The organism is Nostoc sp. C110 (assembly GCF_043099725.1).
In the GTDB taxonomy this organism is placed as follows: Bacteria; Cyanobacteriota; Cyanobacteriia; order Cyanobacteriales; family Nostocaceae; genus Nostoc; species Nostoc muscorum_A.
In genome coordinates, this window is sequence record NZ_CP171148.1 from 7,005,869 (window position 1) to 7,023,684 (window position 17,816).

Annotated in this window: 9 protein-coding genes; 3 read left to right on the forward strand and 6 right to left on the reverse strand. The window is 40.6% G+C overall.

The window, feature by feature from the left end; translation table 11 throughout:
• Positions 1-216: 216 nt before the first annotated feature.
• The 3 genes from ACFFRD_RS35050 to ACFFRD_RS35060 all read right to left on the reverse strand — a co-directional run bounded on the left by ACFFRD_RS35050 (position 217) and on the right by ACFFRD_RS35060 (position 8,806).
• Positions 217-4,341, reverse strand: a complete 4,125-nt coding sequence (locus ACFFRD_RS35050; protein WP_392480524.1) for a response regulator — start codon at positions 4,339-4,341, stop codon at positions 217-219.
• A 238-nt stretch (positions 4,342-4,579) separates the two neighbouring features.
• The gene (locus tag ACFFRD_RS35055) at positions 4,580-7,153 is read right to left on the reverse strand and encodes a BsuBI/PstI family type II restriction endonuclease (RefSeq protein WP_392480526.1); all 2,574 of its coding nucleotides are present in this window, start codon (positions 7,151-7,153) and stop codon (positions 4,580-4,582) included.
• Positions 7,154-7,453: 300 nt separating this feature from the next.
• Entirely contained in the window at positions 7,454-8,806 is a 1,353-nt protein-coding gene (locus tag ACFFRD_RS35060; protein ID WP_392480528.1) for an N-acetylmuramoyl-L-alanine amidase, read from the reverse strand.
• 141 nt (positions 8,807-8,947) lie between these two features.
• Between ACFFRD_RS35060 and dnaG the strand changes: the two genes are divergently transcribed.
• A complete protein-coding gene (gene dnaG / locus ACFFRD_RS35065) occupies positions 8,948-10,891 on the forward strand; it encodes a DNA primase (protein ID WP_392480530.1) in 1,944 nt (647 codons plus the stop codon).
• Positions 10,892-10,927: 36 nt separating this feature from the next.
• On the opposite strand, the gene ACFFRD_RS35070 is transcribed toward dnaG, so the two are convergent.
• Positions 10,928-12,301 (reverse strand): AAA-like domain-containing protein, encoded by a 1,374-nt coding sequence (locus tag ACFFRD_RS35070; protein ID WP_392480532.1) that lies wholly within the window; start codon positions 12,299-12,301, stop codon positions 10,928-10,930.
• Between the two features lie 486 nt (positions 12,302-12,787).
• On the opposite strand from ACFFRD_RS35070, the gene ACFFRD_RS35075 reads away from it, so the two are divergent.
• Positions 12,788-14,317 carry a PAS domain-containing protein gene (locus tag ACFFRD_RS35075; protein ID WP_392480534.1) on the forward strand — a complete coding sequence of 510 codons (1,530 nt, stop codon included), beginning with the start codon at positions 12,788-12,790 and terminating at the stop codon, positions 14,315-14,317.
• Between the two features lie 145 nt (positions 14,318-14,462).
• Here ACFFRD_RS35075 and ACFFRD_RS35080 read toward each other — a convergent pair whose 3' ends face one another.
• Complete coding sequence (locus ACFFRD_RS35080; RefSeq protein WP_392480535.1) at positions 14,463-16,088, reverse strand: PRC-barrel domain-containing protein; 1,626 nt, start codon at positions 16,086-16,088, stop codon at positions 14,463-14,465.
• A gap of 22 nt (positions 16,089-16,110) precedes the next feature.
• Positions 16,111-16,305, reverse strand: coding sequence for a hypothetical protein (locus ACFFRD_RS35085; RefSeq protein WP_392480537.1), 195 nt, complete (start codon positions 16,303-16,305; stop codon positions 16,111-16,113).
• A gap of 770 nt (positions 16,306-17,075) precedes the next feature.
• Between ACFFRD_RS35085 and ACFFRD_RS35090 the strand changes: the two genes are divergently transcribed.
• A complete protein-coding gene (locus tag ACFFRD_RS35090) occupies positions 17,076-17,669 on the forward strand; it encodes a cytochrome b/b6 domain-containing protein (RefSeq protein WP_163933724.1) in 594 nt (197 codons plus the stop codon).
• Positions 17,670-17,816: the final 147 nt, after the last annotated feature.

The following is a 17,816-nucleotide window of genomic DNA, read 5'->3' on the forward strand; positions in this document are numbered from 1 at the left end:
AGAGGCGCAGAGAACACAGAGAAAATAGGAATTATTTTCCAAAAGCGCTAGTAGTAGCGTGTCAAGGCTAAAATGTTGCAAAAAAATTGTAGGTTGGGTGGAGGCTTTGCGTAACCCAACATACGTCTACTACTATAGAATTAGAGGAAAACTATAATAAATAGGGAAACAGGTTAAAATTTATTTTTTAAGCTTGAATTTTTAAGTTTGTATTGTCTATTTATCAGTCAACTTATCAACATTTGTCTTGATTAAAAAATCTTGAATTCGGTTGATAAAATCTTCCAAATCTGCGATTAAATTGTCCATGCCAGCAATCTCATGTTTACGACTCAGTAGCTCTAGTTTTTCTGCTGATTTCTGCATAATTGTAACTCCCATATTCCCACTAGAACCCTTGAGATGATGAGCTTCCCATGCAATTTGTTGAAAGTCTTGAGCAGCGAATGCAGTTTTGGTAAACTCTAAATGACTTTGGCTATCTTCTTGGAACAGTTGCAAGAATTCTAACTCTAACTCTGTATCGTTATCTGAAAGTTGATGTAAGTATTCCCAATCAATTATTTGGTCGATTAAATTTCTATTTTGACTATCTTGATTAGTAGATGCGGGTTCTGGAATCATAACTGCCTCAGAAGTAATAATTATTTCATTCCAACGCTCTAGTACTACTGCTAAATCTTTTTTATTTACTGGTTTACTTAAATAGTCATCCATCCCTGCATCTCTACAGTTTTGTTGGTCTTCTGCCATAGCGTTAGCAGTAAGAGCAACAACCACAGGTTGCCGATGGCTAGCAAATGAACTTGCTGAACGACGACGAATTTCTCTTGTTGTTTCCAAACCATCCAAAATTGGCATTTGGTAATCCATGAAAATCAAGTCGTAAGGAATTTTATCTAATATCTGCAAAACTTCTTGACCATTGGCGACAACATCAGCTTTGTAGCCTAAATTCTGAAGCTGCTTGAGGATGACTTTTTGATTAACAAGATTATCTTCTGCTAGCAACAATTTTAACTTGGGTTTAGTGGAATCATTTATTGCTTCTACCTGTATTGGCACAAACGGTTGCTCAATTCTATAAACATGAGAGTCATCTAGTTTTGTTTGGCTTCCTAAGATATTCACGATCGTCTCCAGTAATCGCGATGGCTTCACTGGCTTGACCAAATAACTAGTAAATCCTATGTTTAGCGCCCTTTGCACTTCATCTGTTTTATTAGTATAGGTCAACATGATTAAAGGGATATCAGCAATGACAGGGTTTGCTTTAATTTGTATCCCTAAATTCATCCCATCTATTTCGGACATTTGCATATCAATCACAGCTATATCATAGGGAACTCCCTGCTCGACACTTTGCTGTAAGGCTTGTAAAGCCGTAGTTGCAGAACTAGCCTCATCTACGTGCATCCCCCAACGGGTAGCTTGATGATAGATAATTTTGCGATTAGTTGCATTGTCATCTACGACTAACAAGTGCCGTTGATTTAAAAGTTCACGTTCATGATTATGATAAACAGGTTGATGCTGTTTGGTAAAAGGTAACTCAAACCAAAATTTCGATCCTTTATCTATTTGACTTTCAACCTGAATTTCTCCTCCCATCAAATTTACTAACTGTTTACAGATAGCTAATCCTAAACCTGTACCACCATACTTACGTGTAATAGAAGCATCAACTTGGGTAAATGGTTGAAAAAGTTTACTTTGGTCTTGTAATGCCATGCCAATCCCCGTATCTGTAACGGAGAACTGGATCGTAGGTGTAGCGTAATTTTCTGATTGCAATTCTGCTCGTACCACCACCTCACCAGTACTAGTAAACTTAATAGCATTACCTATCAGGTTCATCAGAACTTGCCGTAAGCGATTAGCATCTCCTTGAAGATAAGTAGGGACATTGCGATGAATCAAGGCGGCAATTTTTAATCCCTTATGATGGGCTTGAGGAGCCAACAATTCTAAAACTTCTTCAACACAAGTGGATAAATCAAAATCCAGGGTTTCAAGCATCATTTCCCCAGCCTCCAGTTTGGATAAATCCAAAATCTCATTGATGAGATATAGAAGCGCGTCCCCACTGACACTAATTGTTTCTGCAAAATCTCTTTGTTCTGGTGTTAAAGAAGTTTCTAATAGCAAACCAGTCATTCCCAAAACAGCGTTCATGGGAGTGCGAATTTCATGGCTCATATTCGCCAAAAAACTACTTTTGGCTTCCGAAGCCAATTCTGCTTGTTGACGAGCAATTTCAAGTTCTTGTCGTTGCAGGGTTTCGGCTTCTAGTAACTTGGCTTGAGTTAAAGCAATGCCTATTTGGTTAGCTAATTCTCTTAAAAGTTCAATTTCCCAGCTTATCCATTGTCGAGAATGACTACATTGATGGGCAATGAGCAATCCCCAAAGTTCATGTTTGAGCATAATGGGGACAACAACGTTAGCCTTAACAGCAAATCTTTGTAGTAATTCAATGTGGCAAGGTTGGATATTCGCTTTTTCGATATCAGTAAAAGCTTGTATCCGTCCTTCACGGTATTTCTGAATATAATTTTCTGTGAAACAAGGGTCGAAAATGTTCTCTCCCAGAACTTTGGGAAAGTTGGGGAACACTGCCTCTTGCAGCGCCGTTAACGAATAATTTGATTCTAGTTGGAAGATTAATACCCGGTCTGTCTTTAGAAGCTTTTGCACCTCTGTAACGCTGGTTTTGAGGATTTCATCAATTTGTAAAGATTCACGAATTTTTAGGGTGACATTGGCTAACAATTTTGATCGCAAGTTTTGTTGTTGCAATTCATTCTCTGCTGTTTTAAGCTGCTGGTAAGCAGTAGCTTGTTGAATTGCGATCGCCATCTGGGTCGAAAGCTGTTGCACTAGAGAGATTTCTTCAGCTTCCCAAATTCGAGGAGCAAGACTTTCAACAACGTTCAGGAGTCCCCACAGGTTGCCATCTTGGATAATTGGAACCAAAATTTTGGCTCTAGTCTGCAACGTTTCCAGTAGTTTTCGATGGCAATCACTCATCTGTACTGTGTAGATATCACACACAACTCGAATTCCTTCATGGTGATATAGATCAAACACATCAGTAGCACAACAGGTATCCTCAATCTGTTTACCCCGGTAAGAAACATAACCATTCTTTACTGAGTCTGCCACCACAACCATGCTCCAGTCAGGTTGGAACTGCAAGATCATCGCGCGATCGCAATCTAAGAGCGATCGCACCTCTTGAACTGTTGTGTCGAGAATATCCTGTAGATTGAGCGAAGAATGGACTTGGCTAGCAATAGTTGCAATTAATTGTTCCCGCTCTGCTTTTGCCTTGAGTGTAGCTGTACGCTGCTGGACTAGCTCCTCTAATTCGGCGTTGCGATTTTTCAGCAGTGCTAATTTCTCTGCTTCTAATCGATTTACCTGATATTCCAATACTCCAACTAAATTAGTTAACTCGACTGGATTGAGTACTTTCAGAATACTGGTCTGAGTGACGATTCCTAATAACTCTCCTTGAGTTCCAGTCACAGCTATCCGCTTGACTAAGTATTGCCGCATTAGCTCTTGAACTCTCCACAGAGAGTACTCAGGGCTGACTGAGAAAACTGGCGTACTCATCACAACCTCTGCCTGGAGATGTCCAAAATCCAGTTCTAATGCTTGAAATTGGACAATATCTCGCTCTGTCAGAATCCCAATTGGTACTTGTATGACTTGACCTTGTGCCACTCTTTCTTTTACAAGTATCACTGAACTCACCCGATTTTCTGCCATCAGACGAGTAATAGCTAGCATAAAGACACTTGGAGCAGCGCAAATCACTTCCGAAGTCATCACATCTTCCGCTAGGCGCAGGTGCAGCAAGTCTATTGGACGTGACAATTGCTGCAAACTTTCATGAGTCAATAGTCCAACTATTTCATCTTGTTCATTAAGCAGGGGTAAGTGGCGAATCCGATACTGCTGGAGTAAATTGACAGCTAAGAACAGATCGGTAAATGCAGATTGGTGTAAGCTAATGACTGGATGTGCCATGACATCAGCGATCGCCAGATTCTCTAGTTTTCGCATTTGAGAACTGAGTCGAACCACGTCTCGTTCAGTAAAAATCCCTAACAACTGATTCCCTTCAACAATCAACACGCAACTTGATCGCGCCTCAAGATGCCTGGCTTCAATTTCCATATCTGCTTCTCTTGAAGATGAACACACAGTGCGACTACCACTCATCTGAGCGATCGCCGCCATCACAGATGTACTTGGCAAAACGATCAGTGGGTTGCGAACAATCGCTGACTCCAAATCAGCTTCTGTCAAAGCAGTGGAAGATATGAACATTCTTACAAGGACATTTCAAATTTTTCAACTGACACTTTATAATGCCCGTTCTACTGACCTATTTAACACGGGCACTAAAATATAAAAGAAAATAAACTGAGATAAGTAAGTTGGCACAATAACATCAAACTATGTAAAGGAAAATGAACTAGCCTAAAACCCTTCTAGCTATTGCCTATTGCCTATTGCCTTATCCCAACAACAATTATTTACGCCAACTTACTTAGATTCAAGAAGTTTACTTCTTTTCTATTTGGTAAGCCTGTAATAGATATTCGCCATTGAAATGAATTAGGTGAGTTGAATCTTCAGCAACCCAAACATCTGTTTCCCAAGCAATCTCTGCCAGATATGCCACCATTGCCTTACGGCTGAGAAATGCTGTTACCATCACCAGAGGGATTTCGGCATTTCTGAATAAGACTTCAAGTTCTTTCTTCCGTTTAGGATTAATTGGCCCATGTGAAGTTACAGCTTCAATCAGCACCAACCAGTTATTTGTTGTGAAGTGAATAATTACATCTGGCATTTTGCCATGAGAATCGATGTTAACGCCTAAATCTGTCAAGGTTGCTGCATCAAAATGGGCGAATTTTTCATCTGTATCGCCAACATAGATGAGCTTTCCATTAGGTGTAAAACGAGGGGCAAAATCATTAATAATTTTTTCAATCAGAATATTTTGCCCACCTGGCGATAAAGTTTTAATTGCTCCATCAATTACTATCGGAATACGGGACATTTCTCGTTCTTGAGCATACTGCTTTTTCAAAGTTTCAACTGAAGCAAGATAGGTACAGATGCTTTTTTCCCATTCTTCAGTACCGTAGGTTCGTAAGAGTTCGAGCGCACTGTTCTGAATTTGATATACAGTTTTTGGACTATTAACAGGGCGACTTAAATTATCTGGATTAGCAACTATCAAAGCTGCATCCAGAAATTGATGCACTGTCTGGCGGCGAACTGTTTCCCGTGTGTTGGGCTTATAAGTTTTGCCATAATGTTGAGCCATAAAGTCCATTATCGGCGTAATTCCCATCAAAGGAGAAGTTGCTAATTGCCAAGAATCTGTCGGTTTTAAGCCAAGCAACGTTAGGAGAGTTAAAGCTGATCGTTCGTTCAGTTGTGTTCGGGGAAATCCCAATTGTGTCAATATTTGCAGCGCTTCATCAATTCGGGACTTGGTTATAATTGGATTATTCTCTGACAGATTCGACATATTCTGTAGCTGATTTTCTATAAGTTCATCAATTTCCTGCAAAGAAGGAAACTGCTCTTTAATCTCTGTCCCTAAAGACAATAACTGTTCCAAATTAGGGTACTTTAATTTTCGCAAATCTGTTGCATTTACCTGAGTATGCCCATTGAACAACCGAAAAAAAGCATCAACTAGGGTTGAATTGAGATAAACAGCAAGCCCACGAGCCAAGGTAAGGCTAAGTCCCCGTCCATCTTGATGAAAGTAATTCAAGTGATTTTCAAAACCGACATAGGCATAATTAAATTGATTGGCATCATAAACCACTGCGACAACACGCCTTTTCTCTTCTTTCGATGAAAATCTTTTGCATAAGACATAATGCTCATTTGGGATCAAAAGATTGGCTGTTTTTTCTAGGGAAACTATCGCTTGAGGCTTTTTGGTAATTTTTGGGTGTTCTACATATCCATTTGCTAAGTTCACCGGATAAATTAAAGGAACAGTATTGTTTTCTGCATTTGCTCTTAAGTACTCTTTTGCTCTAAAATCTACCACCCGTCCGGTTGAAACTGTTAGCCCTAAATCTTTCAAAGTGCAGGGAAAAATTTCAATTCGCTCAACAATTTGCTGGCTAATCTTATCTGGAATAATATGAATAAACTGCTCTCGATCGTTGGGATTAACTAAGGCTGTATATGGTACAGATTGTGACATTATCAAGTCATCATTAGCCCCAGAACTGGTATTGATGATGACGCTGCTAGATTTTTGCCTTTGTTTTATAGCTTGGATGATGATAGTTTCCTGCAAAATATCATCGTCACTAAATGCTTCTTGCCGCGACTCAAAAAGATGTACTTGTTGTAAAGCCATCATCTCTAAAAACATTGTGCGGAAGTCACGGAAATACGGCCCGTTGCAAAAACTGCGCGGGGTAATCGCTACAAACTCCCCACTTGGTTTTAGAAGTTGGGCTGTAGCTGCCATAAAACCGGTGTAAAGATTGCTAGTTTCCAAACCTATGGAATGCAGCAATTTCCGCACCTTAGAATTAGCATTAATTTTTAAATAAGGCGGGTTGAGAATAGCATGGGTAAATTCTGTTGCCTTTGCATTATTCAATAAACCAATCTGAAGTAGCCTGACTGCATCTTCGATAAAATCAGTCTCACGAATTTCGTAATTAAAGGAAATACCCACACGTTGACATTCCTTCTTACATAGCTCTAGAGTCTGATGCAAATATCCGATTAGAAAAGGGTCAATTTCATAAGCTACAACACACAAACTTGACGTATGTTGTCGATGCTGGCACACTTTTGCTACAAAAGCAGCTAGTAATGAACCAATTCCGGCTCCAGCATCAAGCAAAGATATTTCAGGTAAATCAAGCCTATTAAACATTCCAGCCATCAATTCTGCTACTGAGGCGGGAGTGAGAAACTGACCCATCGATGCTTTTTTGTTTTGCCTGAGCTTTAAACTTGCTACAATCCGATGAAGATCGACTTCTGCAAGTAAGTTTTCACTTGATAGTTCTGCAAGGCTGGTAAAGCTCAAACTACTGTTATGACTTGTTAATAATGCTCTACTACTAGATGGGACAATCACAGTCTATCTTCTTAATTGCTATCAAGTTTATATAACAATACGGTTCAGTTAAGACTAAAACTTTGCGATCAAAGTCAATTTTTTAACGAACCGCAAAGGCGCAGAGGACACAGAGAGAAAAGAGAAATGCTTAACTCAAGCGTATTGCGTTATAAGCCAATACAGTTCATTTAAGGCTAAAAATCTTTGCCAAAGTCAATTTTTTTAACGTAGACGCGGAGCGGCTTGCCGCAGGCTACCGCAAAGGGCATAAATGGGGAAAGGTTTCAAGTAATTAGTGCAAGTTTATTTAATCAACACTCAAAGAAGTCCTGCTGATTCATATAATCGTTTAAGCATTGCTGAAATCCTGGCACCATAGTCTAAATCTGCTGACCATCGCCCTGATAGTTGATCGATTAATGTTGCAATTCCACGTGTAACAAAGCGAAACCTTGGATCTACTACTTCTTGTACCAAAGGTTCTAAACTGGCGTAAGCTTTCAAATGTTGGACGTGTGCCCTCACTCCAATTCTGGCACTTGGAAAAGATGCAGCCTCTGAACCACCACCGATCGCACCTAAACCTGCAAAGTTATTTTGCTCAGGTTTAATATCACCACCAAAGCGTAAAAATCCAGTTTCTACACACATTTGGCAAAAGGCAATATCATAGTTTACTCCCTCTATCCCTGCTTCTTCCCGATAAAGTTTGGGAATATCAGGAAACTTTGCCAAAGCATTTTCGTTATTGTTTCTGAGGAATAATTGCAACTGTATTTCTGAAGTATTACCATTTGACATCACTCGTTCCATTTGACCAGGGCAAACAATCAAATTGGAGCGCAAACTGACAGTCCGAGTTGCAGCATCCCAATTAACCGCAACATTAAAATCTCGGAGTTCTATTGCTTTAATATAAACTATTTTGCGATAGGTAATTCGATTAACATTAGCTGCTTTTGAAAGGTCAATTCGCAGACGATCTACTAAATCAATGGGGATGTAAGCATTGCCATTAACTAATATTCCTTGCTCTGAGTACTTTTGTCCATTAATATTAATATTAATTGGTGGGTAATTTGCTTCGGCTGGAGTGCCAGGAGTAGGATCGATCGCACGACTCCAAGTTACCAATCCATCAGCAATTCCTAAAGCAAAATCGCGGCGACGACTTTGCAGCAAAGCCCGATCCTCTGGATTGCTGAGAAAGCCTACTTGCATTGCCAAAGCTGGAAGCGTTGTCTGGCGACAGAATGCTAAACTACCTAATCCACTATCTGTATCTGGCTTGACTCCCCGATTTGGTAATTGGGGGACGCGGCGCAATAATCCCACTAGCAACTGTTCACCATTGCTTTTGCGATCGCTATTATTCGAAATATAAAAGACGCTAGCCCCACGCACAGAAGGGCTGTTAGCTGCATCAGATTTAATCTCTAAGGCAATATCACCTCGGCGGCCGCGAGAATTGATCCAGGTGATGGTTTGGGCGGCACTCAAGTCATCGGGAACTGCCAAAATTTCCAAATTCCGCGCCCTCAGTTCGGTGACAATCAAATCCCGCAGCAGAATCATTTCTTTAGCTTCAGTTGTACCACCTGCGATCGCACCTAGATCGATCCCTCCAGCTTCTCTGCCTCCATGAGCGGCTGATATAAAAATACGTCCCATTTTCAGTATTTCCTCTGATAAAATTAAATGTAAGCAATTGTATAGATCATTCTTGGTCTAGCAACAAGAATATAATAGCTATCAGTTGGTAAACCCACCGCAGTGTTAACTACCAACTCATGACTTAACAAATAGACTAGAATGCAAATTCCCCGCTTGCACCCAGATACAATTGAGGAAGTTAAACTACGGGCCGATATTGTAGATGTCGTCTCGGAATACGTAGTTTTACGCAAACGTGGAAAGGATTTTGTCGGTTTGTGCCCCTTCCATGACGAGAAATCTCCTAGTTTCACCGTCAGCCAGACTAAGCAAATGTACTATTGCTTTGGCTGTCAAGCTGGAGGAAATGCCATCAAGTTTGTCATGGAGTTGGGAAAGCGTTCTTTTGCCGATGTGGTGCTGGATTTAGCACGGCGTTACCAAGTACCTGTACAAACCCTCGAACCTGAACAACGTCAAGAATTGCAGCGTCAGCTATCTTTGCGTGAGCAGTTGTATGAAGTTCTAGCAATGTCCGCCCAATTTTATCAACACGCCCTGAGACAATCCCAAGGACAAAAGGCGCTTCAATATTTGCAATCTAACCGCCAACTCAAAGAAGAAACTATACAGCAATTTGGTTTAGGTTATGCCCCCGCAGGTTGGGAAACTCTCCATCGTTATCTAGTGGAAGATAAACATTACCCAGCGCAGATCCTAGAAAAAGCGGGATTGATTAAGCCGCGCAAGGAAGGAGGCGGTTATTATGATGTATTTCGCGATCGCTTAATGATTCCCATCCGCGATGTTCAAGGGCGCGTCATTGCCTTTGGTGGCAGAACTCTCACGGATGAACAACCGAAATATCTGAATTCACCAGAAACGGAACTTTTTAGTAAAGGTAAAACATTATTTGCCCTCGATCAAGCCAAGGGTGGGATTTCCCAACTCGATCAAGCGGTGGTGGTAGAGGGGTATTTTGATGCGATCGCTCTCCACGCTGCTGGGATTAATAACGCCGTTGCTTCCCTCGGTACAGCCTTAAGCTTAGAACAAGTCCGGTTAATTTTACGCTATACCGAATCGAAGCAATTAGTACTCAACTTTGATGCTGATAAAGCCGGAACCAATGCCGCCGAACGTGCGATCGGTGAAATTGCCGAACTAGCATATAAAGGCGAAGTTCAGCTAAAAATTCTGAATTTAGCCGATGGTAAAGATGCTGATGAATATTTGCATAGCCACACTCCAGAAGACTATGGAGAACTGCTAAAAAATGCGCCACTTTGGTTAGATTGGCAGATTCAGCAAATTATTCAAAACCGAGACTTGAAACAGGCTACTGATTTTCAGCAAGTAACTCAGCAATTAGTCAAATTACTTAAAAATATAGCTAACAGCGATACACGAAATTATTACGTTTCCTACTGTGCAGAAATACTCAGTTTGGGAGATACCAGACTTATACCCCTGCGAGTCGAAAATCTGCTAACTCAAATTGCTCCGACTGCGGCTGCATACACTAAACCTGTATCAGCGAAGCAAGCATGGGGAAGTAGTAAAGTTTCTCAATCCCCACTTCCTACAGAACGTAGTCTTTTAGAACACGCAGAAGCCTTATTACTGCGAATTTACTTGCATTGTCCTGAACAACGTCAAGCGATTATTGCCGAACTAGAAGAGCGAGATTTGCAATTTAGCCTTTCTCACCACCGATTTTTATGGCAACAGATTTTAGAAATCTCATCCGGTGATGGAGAGACGAGAAATTTTGCGTCTCAACCAGATTTAATTTCCCGCTTGCAAGACCATTTTTTAGAATTTAGCAGCGAGATGGGGTTAATTTCCCATTTATTTCATGTGAATGAAAAAAACCAAAAAGAAATACTTCGGACTCCGCAAGTAGTTCAAGCTGCGATCGCTTGCATGGACTTGGTTATGCTGGAAAAACGCTATCGCCACTTTTTGGAACTATGGCAACAAACCGATCCAGAAGCCGAACCAGAGCGTTATCAATCTTATTATCAAGCTTTCTACACCGAAAAAATCAAGCTCCAGAAAATAGACCGACAACGGCTATTTTCCATCACGGAGTTGCTGTAGCTTTGCACTCCTGAATTTACTCTCGCAGAAATAACGCTAGCCATGCTTAAACTCACAGTTAAAACAGCCGTTATTGAAATGCTCGCTTGTCTTCAAATATTGTCGGAAATATAAACGATATAATTCACAAGCAGGAGTACTGCGATCGCCTTCTAAATTAATTAGCCCCATACTTTGTAATTTATATGCCAATACTGGCTCTACTTTCACATAATTTGTAGCGTTAATTACTTCATAAAAAGCATCTTGCAATGCTGATTCATCTCGTAGTGCTAACACATATTGCTTTAAATATTCGTGATAAATTCCTGCTTCTGTGGGTGCTTCTTGCAATAGCTTTTCTAAATCCCGTTCTAGTCCCCCTTTACCCACCAGGTGATAAAAAGCTAATCGCACCAAATAAGGATATCCTCCCACAAGTGCCATCAAACTCTCGACTTTGCTATTTGTCCAATCCAAGCCGTGACGTAGTGCTAAATCCTGCACCTGCTCTTTTGTAAAGGGAGGTAACTTAATCGGCAAACCAATATTAAATGGTGATTGAGTCAGTTTTATGGGAACAAGAATTTCCGTTGAATAAACCAGAATCAGGCGCAGTTTTTGCCAAATTTCTATCCCTTTGGCTCGTTCATACCACGATCGCACTAACGGTAACAATTCTCCAGCAATTTCCTCATATTCAAATACCCAATCCACCTCATTCAATACCAACACAAGGGGAGTTTCCAGCGCAGACAGTAAATAATGTTGAAAATAGATAGAGCAACTTACTTTGCTACCCATATCTTCATCCCAATAATCATTGAGTTTTGGTTCTAACTGTAACTCTCGGCTGAGATTAGCACAGAACCAGCGCAAAAATTTATCCAAACTGGTAAATATTACTTTATCTGCTTGCTGAAAATCTAACGTCACGGTGCGAAAGCCTTGATTGTTAGCGCGTGCAAGCAACTGTAAAATCAGAGAGCTTTTCCCCATCTTCTTAGGTGCTTGGATGCAGATGAGACAGCCAGGTTTAGCTATTTCTGCGTAGGCAATTTCCTCAATTGGCGGGCGAGGTATGTAGAATCTGGAATTAAGGGATACTGGGCCACTAGGAAATTCTAAAGATATAGCCGTAGCTGCTTTGTTGAATTCATTAATTAATTGCTGATGCGCTTTGCTAAGACGGTGATTTTCTACAGTCTGGCGGAAGTTAGATTTATTTATCGGTTCTTTACAAAAATCACTCATTACTTGCCATAAATGAGCAGCAATTTTCCTCACACGTTCCTCGCCGTAGTGAGCTTCACAGGCAATATTCGTGTAAGTTTTTCCTTCCCATGAAGAACGCAATATAATCTCTTGGAGCGTTGTTAAACCCGTTGCTTGACTGGCTTTTATTAGCAATACTACTTCATCTATAGTCATTACTCATCGGCTCCAATTCAGCATGAATTTTATCACACCATTATGTTTTGGAAATCAATGTAGTCTACCTTGTATGAATAGCAGCCAGCCCTTTCCTAAAAAAGCTACAAACAAGGCTTGACAATATTTTTGTATCCTGAAACATTTGACGTGACTCAATCATAGAATTTTTTTTACAAAATTTTTCGAGTTTTTAAGTGATTATATTTGATTTGAACTACTTTTTTTAGACATATCTTAGAATGTAGATGCACACAATGTAGCTATTTTTTCTAAAAAATGGCTGCGGCGATCGCAACAGAGGTTACATTCGTCCGTTTACCTTTTTCTAAATTCCATCCAAATTGATGATATCGGCTGATATATTTCTAACCGAAGTTACAGCCTAATCAACCAAGTAGACGATTTATCTAAAATAGATCGTCAGGGTGCTAAGACAGCGTAGAGAGAGAGCTACAGGATATCTTCCTCACCGTACCAGCAGCTATGCATATCGAAGAACCCGCTACCCATAAACCGGAAGCTCCACTTTCAGTACAAGATTCGCAGAGTTTCCCAGAATCAAAAGACTTATCTCCAGAAGATTTAGATCTTTGTCAATGCTCACAAGCCGCCTTACAAATGGCATTAATCGCCAGTGGCTTGGGGTTGTGGGATTGGAATCTCATAACCAATAAAACCTATTACGATCCCCAGTGGAAGGGCATTCTGGGGTATGGATTAGACGAAATCGCTCATGAGCATAAATCCTTTGAACGACTTGTACATCCACAAGATTTACCGAGAATTCGCCAGGTGTTGCACGATTATCTCCAAGGATGCACGCCTGTGTTTGAAGTGGAATTGCGAATGTTAACTAAATCCGGCGAATGGAAATGGATTTTGGCTTGTGGCAAAGTATTTCAGTGGGATGAATCCGGCAAACCAGTGCGAATGGCGGGTACACACAAGGATATTAGTCAGGATAAAGCGATCGCTACTCAACAATACCAACTACTTGAACAACTGCAAAGAGAAATTGCCCAACACCAATCTACCGAAGACCAAGTTAAAGAAAAATCACAGCAGCTAGAAACTACCCTCGAAGAACTCAAATATACCCAAAGGCAGTTATTGCAGAACCAGAAAATGGCTAACCTCGGTCAACTGGTGGCGGATATGGCTAACGAAATTAACAACCCTGTTAGCTTCATCTACGGCAATCTCCATCCTGCGAGTCAATACGCTGAAGATTTAATCAGAATCATTGAACTTTACCAACATTACTATCCCAAACCTACCCCAGTCATAGCCTTACATCTGCAATGCCTCGACCTTAGTTTCGTGAAGACAGACTTTTTAAAATTACTGTGGTCAATGCGAGCCGGCTCAGAGCGCGTTAAAGAAATTGTTTTTGCCTTGCGGAATTTTTCAACCTCTGACGAAGGCCAAATGAAAAAGGTTGACCTGCACGAAGGACTTGATAGTGTTCTGAGAATTTTACAACATCGGCTCAAAGAAAAGCCTGACAGAGACAGGATTGAAGTAATTAGAGAGTTTGGGGAACTGCCCTTAGTCGAGTGTTACCCCGGCGATTTAAATCAGGTATTCATGAACATTTTAACTAATGCCATTGATGCCTTAGAAGAAAGGATGAAATATGATTATTCCTTTACTCCCAAAATCTTTATTCATACAGAAATTGTTAGAAGTCATTTGTCATTAGTCAATAGTAATGATATTTGGTCAAATAACAAACAAATAGGAAAAAAACACAAAGTTATAATTCGCATTTCTGACAATGGTCAAGGCATACTTCCCCATATTCAAAGACAGATGTTTGAACCATTTTTTACCACCAAGCCAGTAGGTAAAGGTAAGGGACTGGGACTATCAATTAGTCGAGAAATTATCGTTGAAAAACATCAAGGTAAAATTAAGTGTAATTCTAAATTAGGTCAAGGCACAGAGTTGATAATTGAAATGAATACAACAGCAAGGCACTATGCCGCGATTAGAAAACATGCCAGCTTTTAGGTAATAATAAATTCATGAATACGAGCCTTGCCAACACGCCAAATACGGTTCGGTTAAGGTTTTTTGATGAATATTCTAGATCACAAAGACGCGATTTATCGCGTCTCTTGTCTTAACCGAACTGTATTGCAACAGAATCGGTTGCTCATTTTATCCCATTACCATGATGCGCCAAGGCTGCCATTCCATATTCTGAAGCACGTAACTCCTTATCAGAGATTTCTGGCTCCTTGGTATAGACCGAACTCAGTAAGATATTCAGAACTCCACTTTCTTCAGCTTGACTAACAGCGCGATGTGTAATCAATTCACCTACATTCAGAATCACGTTGTCTTCTGGGTCAAGAATGACACGGGTAACTGGACGACCCAGAGCTTGTTCAATCCGTTGCTTCTTCATTGCCCGTGTGCCGCGTCCTTGTAAGTTTTCTGCCTTCGCTTTCAAGGCTTGCCAAAAAGTGTTGAGATTCTCTTGAGCAATACTTGCCCCGTCGCGCAGTTGAACTTTGTTTTCTAACCATCTGTCACTTGCGGTAGAACCGACTGCGGTTGCCAGAGTCAGACCGACAGCGTTCAGCAATTCTGCTTCTTTACCGTAAGTCTGGGCCCGATCTAGAAGGGATTCCGTCACAATTTGCCCAGATGCCGCAATAATTAAGCCATCGTTGGTACGCACTGTTTGTACGACTCTACGCCCTCTTGCCTGCTGGATCGCCACATGTCCTACCAGTGAATCAACCGAGTGACGCAGATTAGCGGCGCTATTGTGAGTTAGGCTCCCAATTCGATTGCTAGTAGATTCTGTTGCTGCTTGCAAATTGCGGCTGATATTGACAGTCAGGCTACCACCCGTAGCTCGATAAAGTTCATCCAGAATGTTCATGCGATCAGCCGCTTCTGCATCGACTAGCGTCACTTCCTGCCCCTGTAGTAGCAGTACATTGCCGTCTGGAGTCAGCACATTCCGCTCAACATGCTTGCCAATCACATATACCTTTTGCTCGGCAGGATCAACCAAATTGTTTGTTAGGGAAGCAGTTGCATCTCGATTGAGGTCTTGCAGTTTGCTGCTAGTAGCATCAGTTGCAGCTTGTAATTGTTCACCTACATTCTGGCTCGCTTCCTGTAGCCCACGGTTCACACTCTCTACCGAGCTTTGCAGCTGCTGATTCACGGTTTGAGCTGCTGTTTGCAGTCTGCTATTGGTAGTCTCAGCCGATTCCTGTAATCTATCTCCAGTTGCCTGAACAACTCCTCGGATACCACCCACCTGTTCTTCCATCATTTGAGAGGTTTCTGGAGGTACAAAGGCAACATCATAACCAATTTTCAGGGCTTCACGAGCAGGAACGAACGATCGCCCCGAGTAAGCATCGGCAAATACACCGCCAGAAACTTCGTATCCTTCCACCAGTCCACTATGCTCATCGAAGAACAAATCGACCAATCCACCGAGGTCAAGTCCCTCAGTAGTCAGAATTCTCTTTTTTCTCAGCACAATATTTTGGTGCAGAATCTCTTTAATTGCAGGGACACGATGTGCCTTAACAACAGATTTTTTCGAGTTAACTACGATCGCATCCAACCCAATCGCTTGCACTTCTTCCAAAGGAATCACTTTTGCGTCTCTAAACAGTCCCTTTTCTGCAACTAAAAAACCCAAAAGTTGATTGTGTTTCTGATCAAAGATTAAGTCTATAATTCGTACAATTTTCTTACCTGTGTCGTAGGCAACGACCACTTTATCGATAACATCACTACCTTTACGCATTTATCTATCCTTCGGATTCTTATTAATTTGGTTGTTCAATTACTTGTTCATTGGTTGCCTGACCTTTTATCTGAAAATATCGTCCTTCTCGGCCAAAACCGGGAACGATATCAATCATGCCAAAGTATTCGAGAAGTACCCCAAAGATGGCGACCAGGATAATGAAAACGGTGATATTAGCTCCAGTATTAGAGCGCTGTCCTACGAGTCTAGGCATTTTTTATCTTATTTATTGGTGTTTATCGCTAAACTTGATTGTAAGTATCATACAAGAATATCTATATCATTAAATTTAGTTCAAATGTTTATTTATCGGCATATATATTACTTCAGTTGTTATTTAAAAATAAATAATTCCAAAAGATATATTTCCAAAGACAGATTTTTTATCTAGTTATTCTCAAAACGTTGGATCTATTTTTTTGGAAATAAATATTTTTATTTTTAGTATAGGAATCCGATTTGATTTTTGAAAAAATCTAAGTATGCGTAGGGTGTGTTATCGCGTAGCTTAACGCACCCTACGTATATTTCAAAAATCAAATATGAGTCCTATATCAATAGCATTAAAATACTTAAAAATAAAAATATTTAGTACAAACTATACAACTTATACGCTATGCAAACGTTCGCTTAAATATGATTTCAAGCAGCAGGCTGTACTTGTAACATAAGCTGACTATGTTTGGGTGCGATTTATTTATCTGCTTCTGTGATCTGCTTGAATTGATGACACGCCCCAGTATTTTTTTTCGGAACAACACTAGTCACGCCTAGACTGACATTTAAAACAGTAACGAACATCTTTGCCAAAATACTGAATCATAAAATGAGAAAATAAGGGTAAGCAATACCACCCCCAACTTTGCAGGGCTATTTACTCAAGACAGACGCTTATGCTTGGTTAATTCTTCCTGTGCCCAATTCCCAGTGCCCCATGCCCAATTTTTAGGACAGATAAACAGCAAATTTTATCAGTCAAAATCTATGACTTTGACCCCCTCTCAAACTCGAAAGCGACCGACTCAAGCGATCGCAGCCAAAATTTTCCACTGGTGTAACATCATTAGCCTATTTATCATGCTCACCAGTGGACTACAAATTTACAACGCCAACCCTGTTTTTGGTGGACGTGCAGGTTTGCACATTCCTCCGATATTTACGTTAGGAGGTTGGCTTGCAGGAGGTAGACACTGGCATTTCGCAGCAATGTGGCTATTCTCGCTCAATCTCTTGTGGTATGGAATTTACGTTTTAATTACCCGGCGCTGGCGACATCGGTTTGTCGGTGCAAATGACTTCAAAGCATTACAAAAAAGTCACAATTCCAAGCGCCTAATTTATGCTTGGCATCGGATTGCGTATACAGCAATTATTCCGATCTTGCTGCTGGCCTTATTTACAGGAATAGGAATGTATAAACCTGCTCAATTTCCCTGGATTGTGGATTTGTTTGGCAATTGGCAAGCATTGCGAATTGTTCACTTTGCCTCAGTACCGATGGTTATCTTATTTGCAGTGATTCACTATCAATTAGGGCAAAAAGCTGGTGGTACTGAATTAACAGAATCAATGTTTTAGTTTGTCATTTGTCCTTTGTCATTGGTCATTAGTAAAGGTTTTAAGCCTATTTACGTTTCGCAACATACTTTTGTTTTTTCGCGCCAACTTACTAAAAAAACTATGGTCATGCAGATAGAGAGACACAGGTAATAATAATGACAAATG

What these genes read in the sequence shown, in the direction of transcription:
- ACFFRD_RS35050 (WP_392480524.1), bottom strand. Translation starts at nt 4,341, where the DNA reads ATGTTCATATCTTCCACTGCTTTGACAGAAGCTGATTTGGAGTCAGCG.
- dnaG (WP_392480530.1), top strand. Translation starts at nt 8,948, where the DNA reads ATGCAAATTCCCCGCTTGCACCCAGATACAATTGAGGAAGTTAAACTA.
- ACFFRD_RS35090 (WP_163933724.1), top strand. Translation starts at nt 17,076, where the DNA reads ATGACTTTGACCCCCTCTCAAACTCGAAAGCGACCGACTCAAGCGATC.
- ACFFRD_RS35075 (WP_392480534.1), top strand. Translation starts at nt 12,788, where the DNA reads ATGCATATCGAAGAACCCGCTACCCATAAACCGGAAGCTCCACTTTCA.
- ACFFRD_RS35070 (WP_392480532.1), bottom strand. Translation starts at nt 12,301, where the DNA reads ATGACTATAGATGAAGTAGTATTGCTAATAAAAGCCAGTCAAGCAACG.
- ACFFRD_RS35060 (WP_392480528.1), bottom strand. Translation starts at nt 8,806, where the DNA reads ATGGGACGTATTTTTATATCAGCCGCTCATGGAGGCAGAGAAGCTGGA.
- ACFFRD_RS35080 (WP_392480535.1), bottom strand. Translation starts at nt 16,088, where the DNA reads ATGCGTAAAGGTAGTGATGTTATCGATAAAGTGGTCGTTGCCTACGAC.
- ACFFRD_RS35085 (WP_392480537.1), bottom strand. Translation starts at nt 16,305, where the DNA reads ATGCCTAGACTCGTAGGACAGCGCTCTAATACTGGAGCTAATATCACC.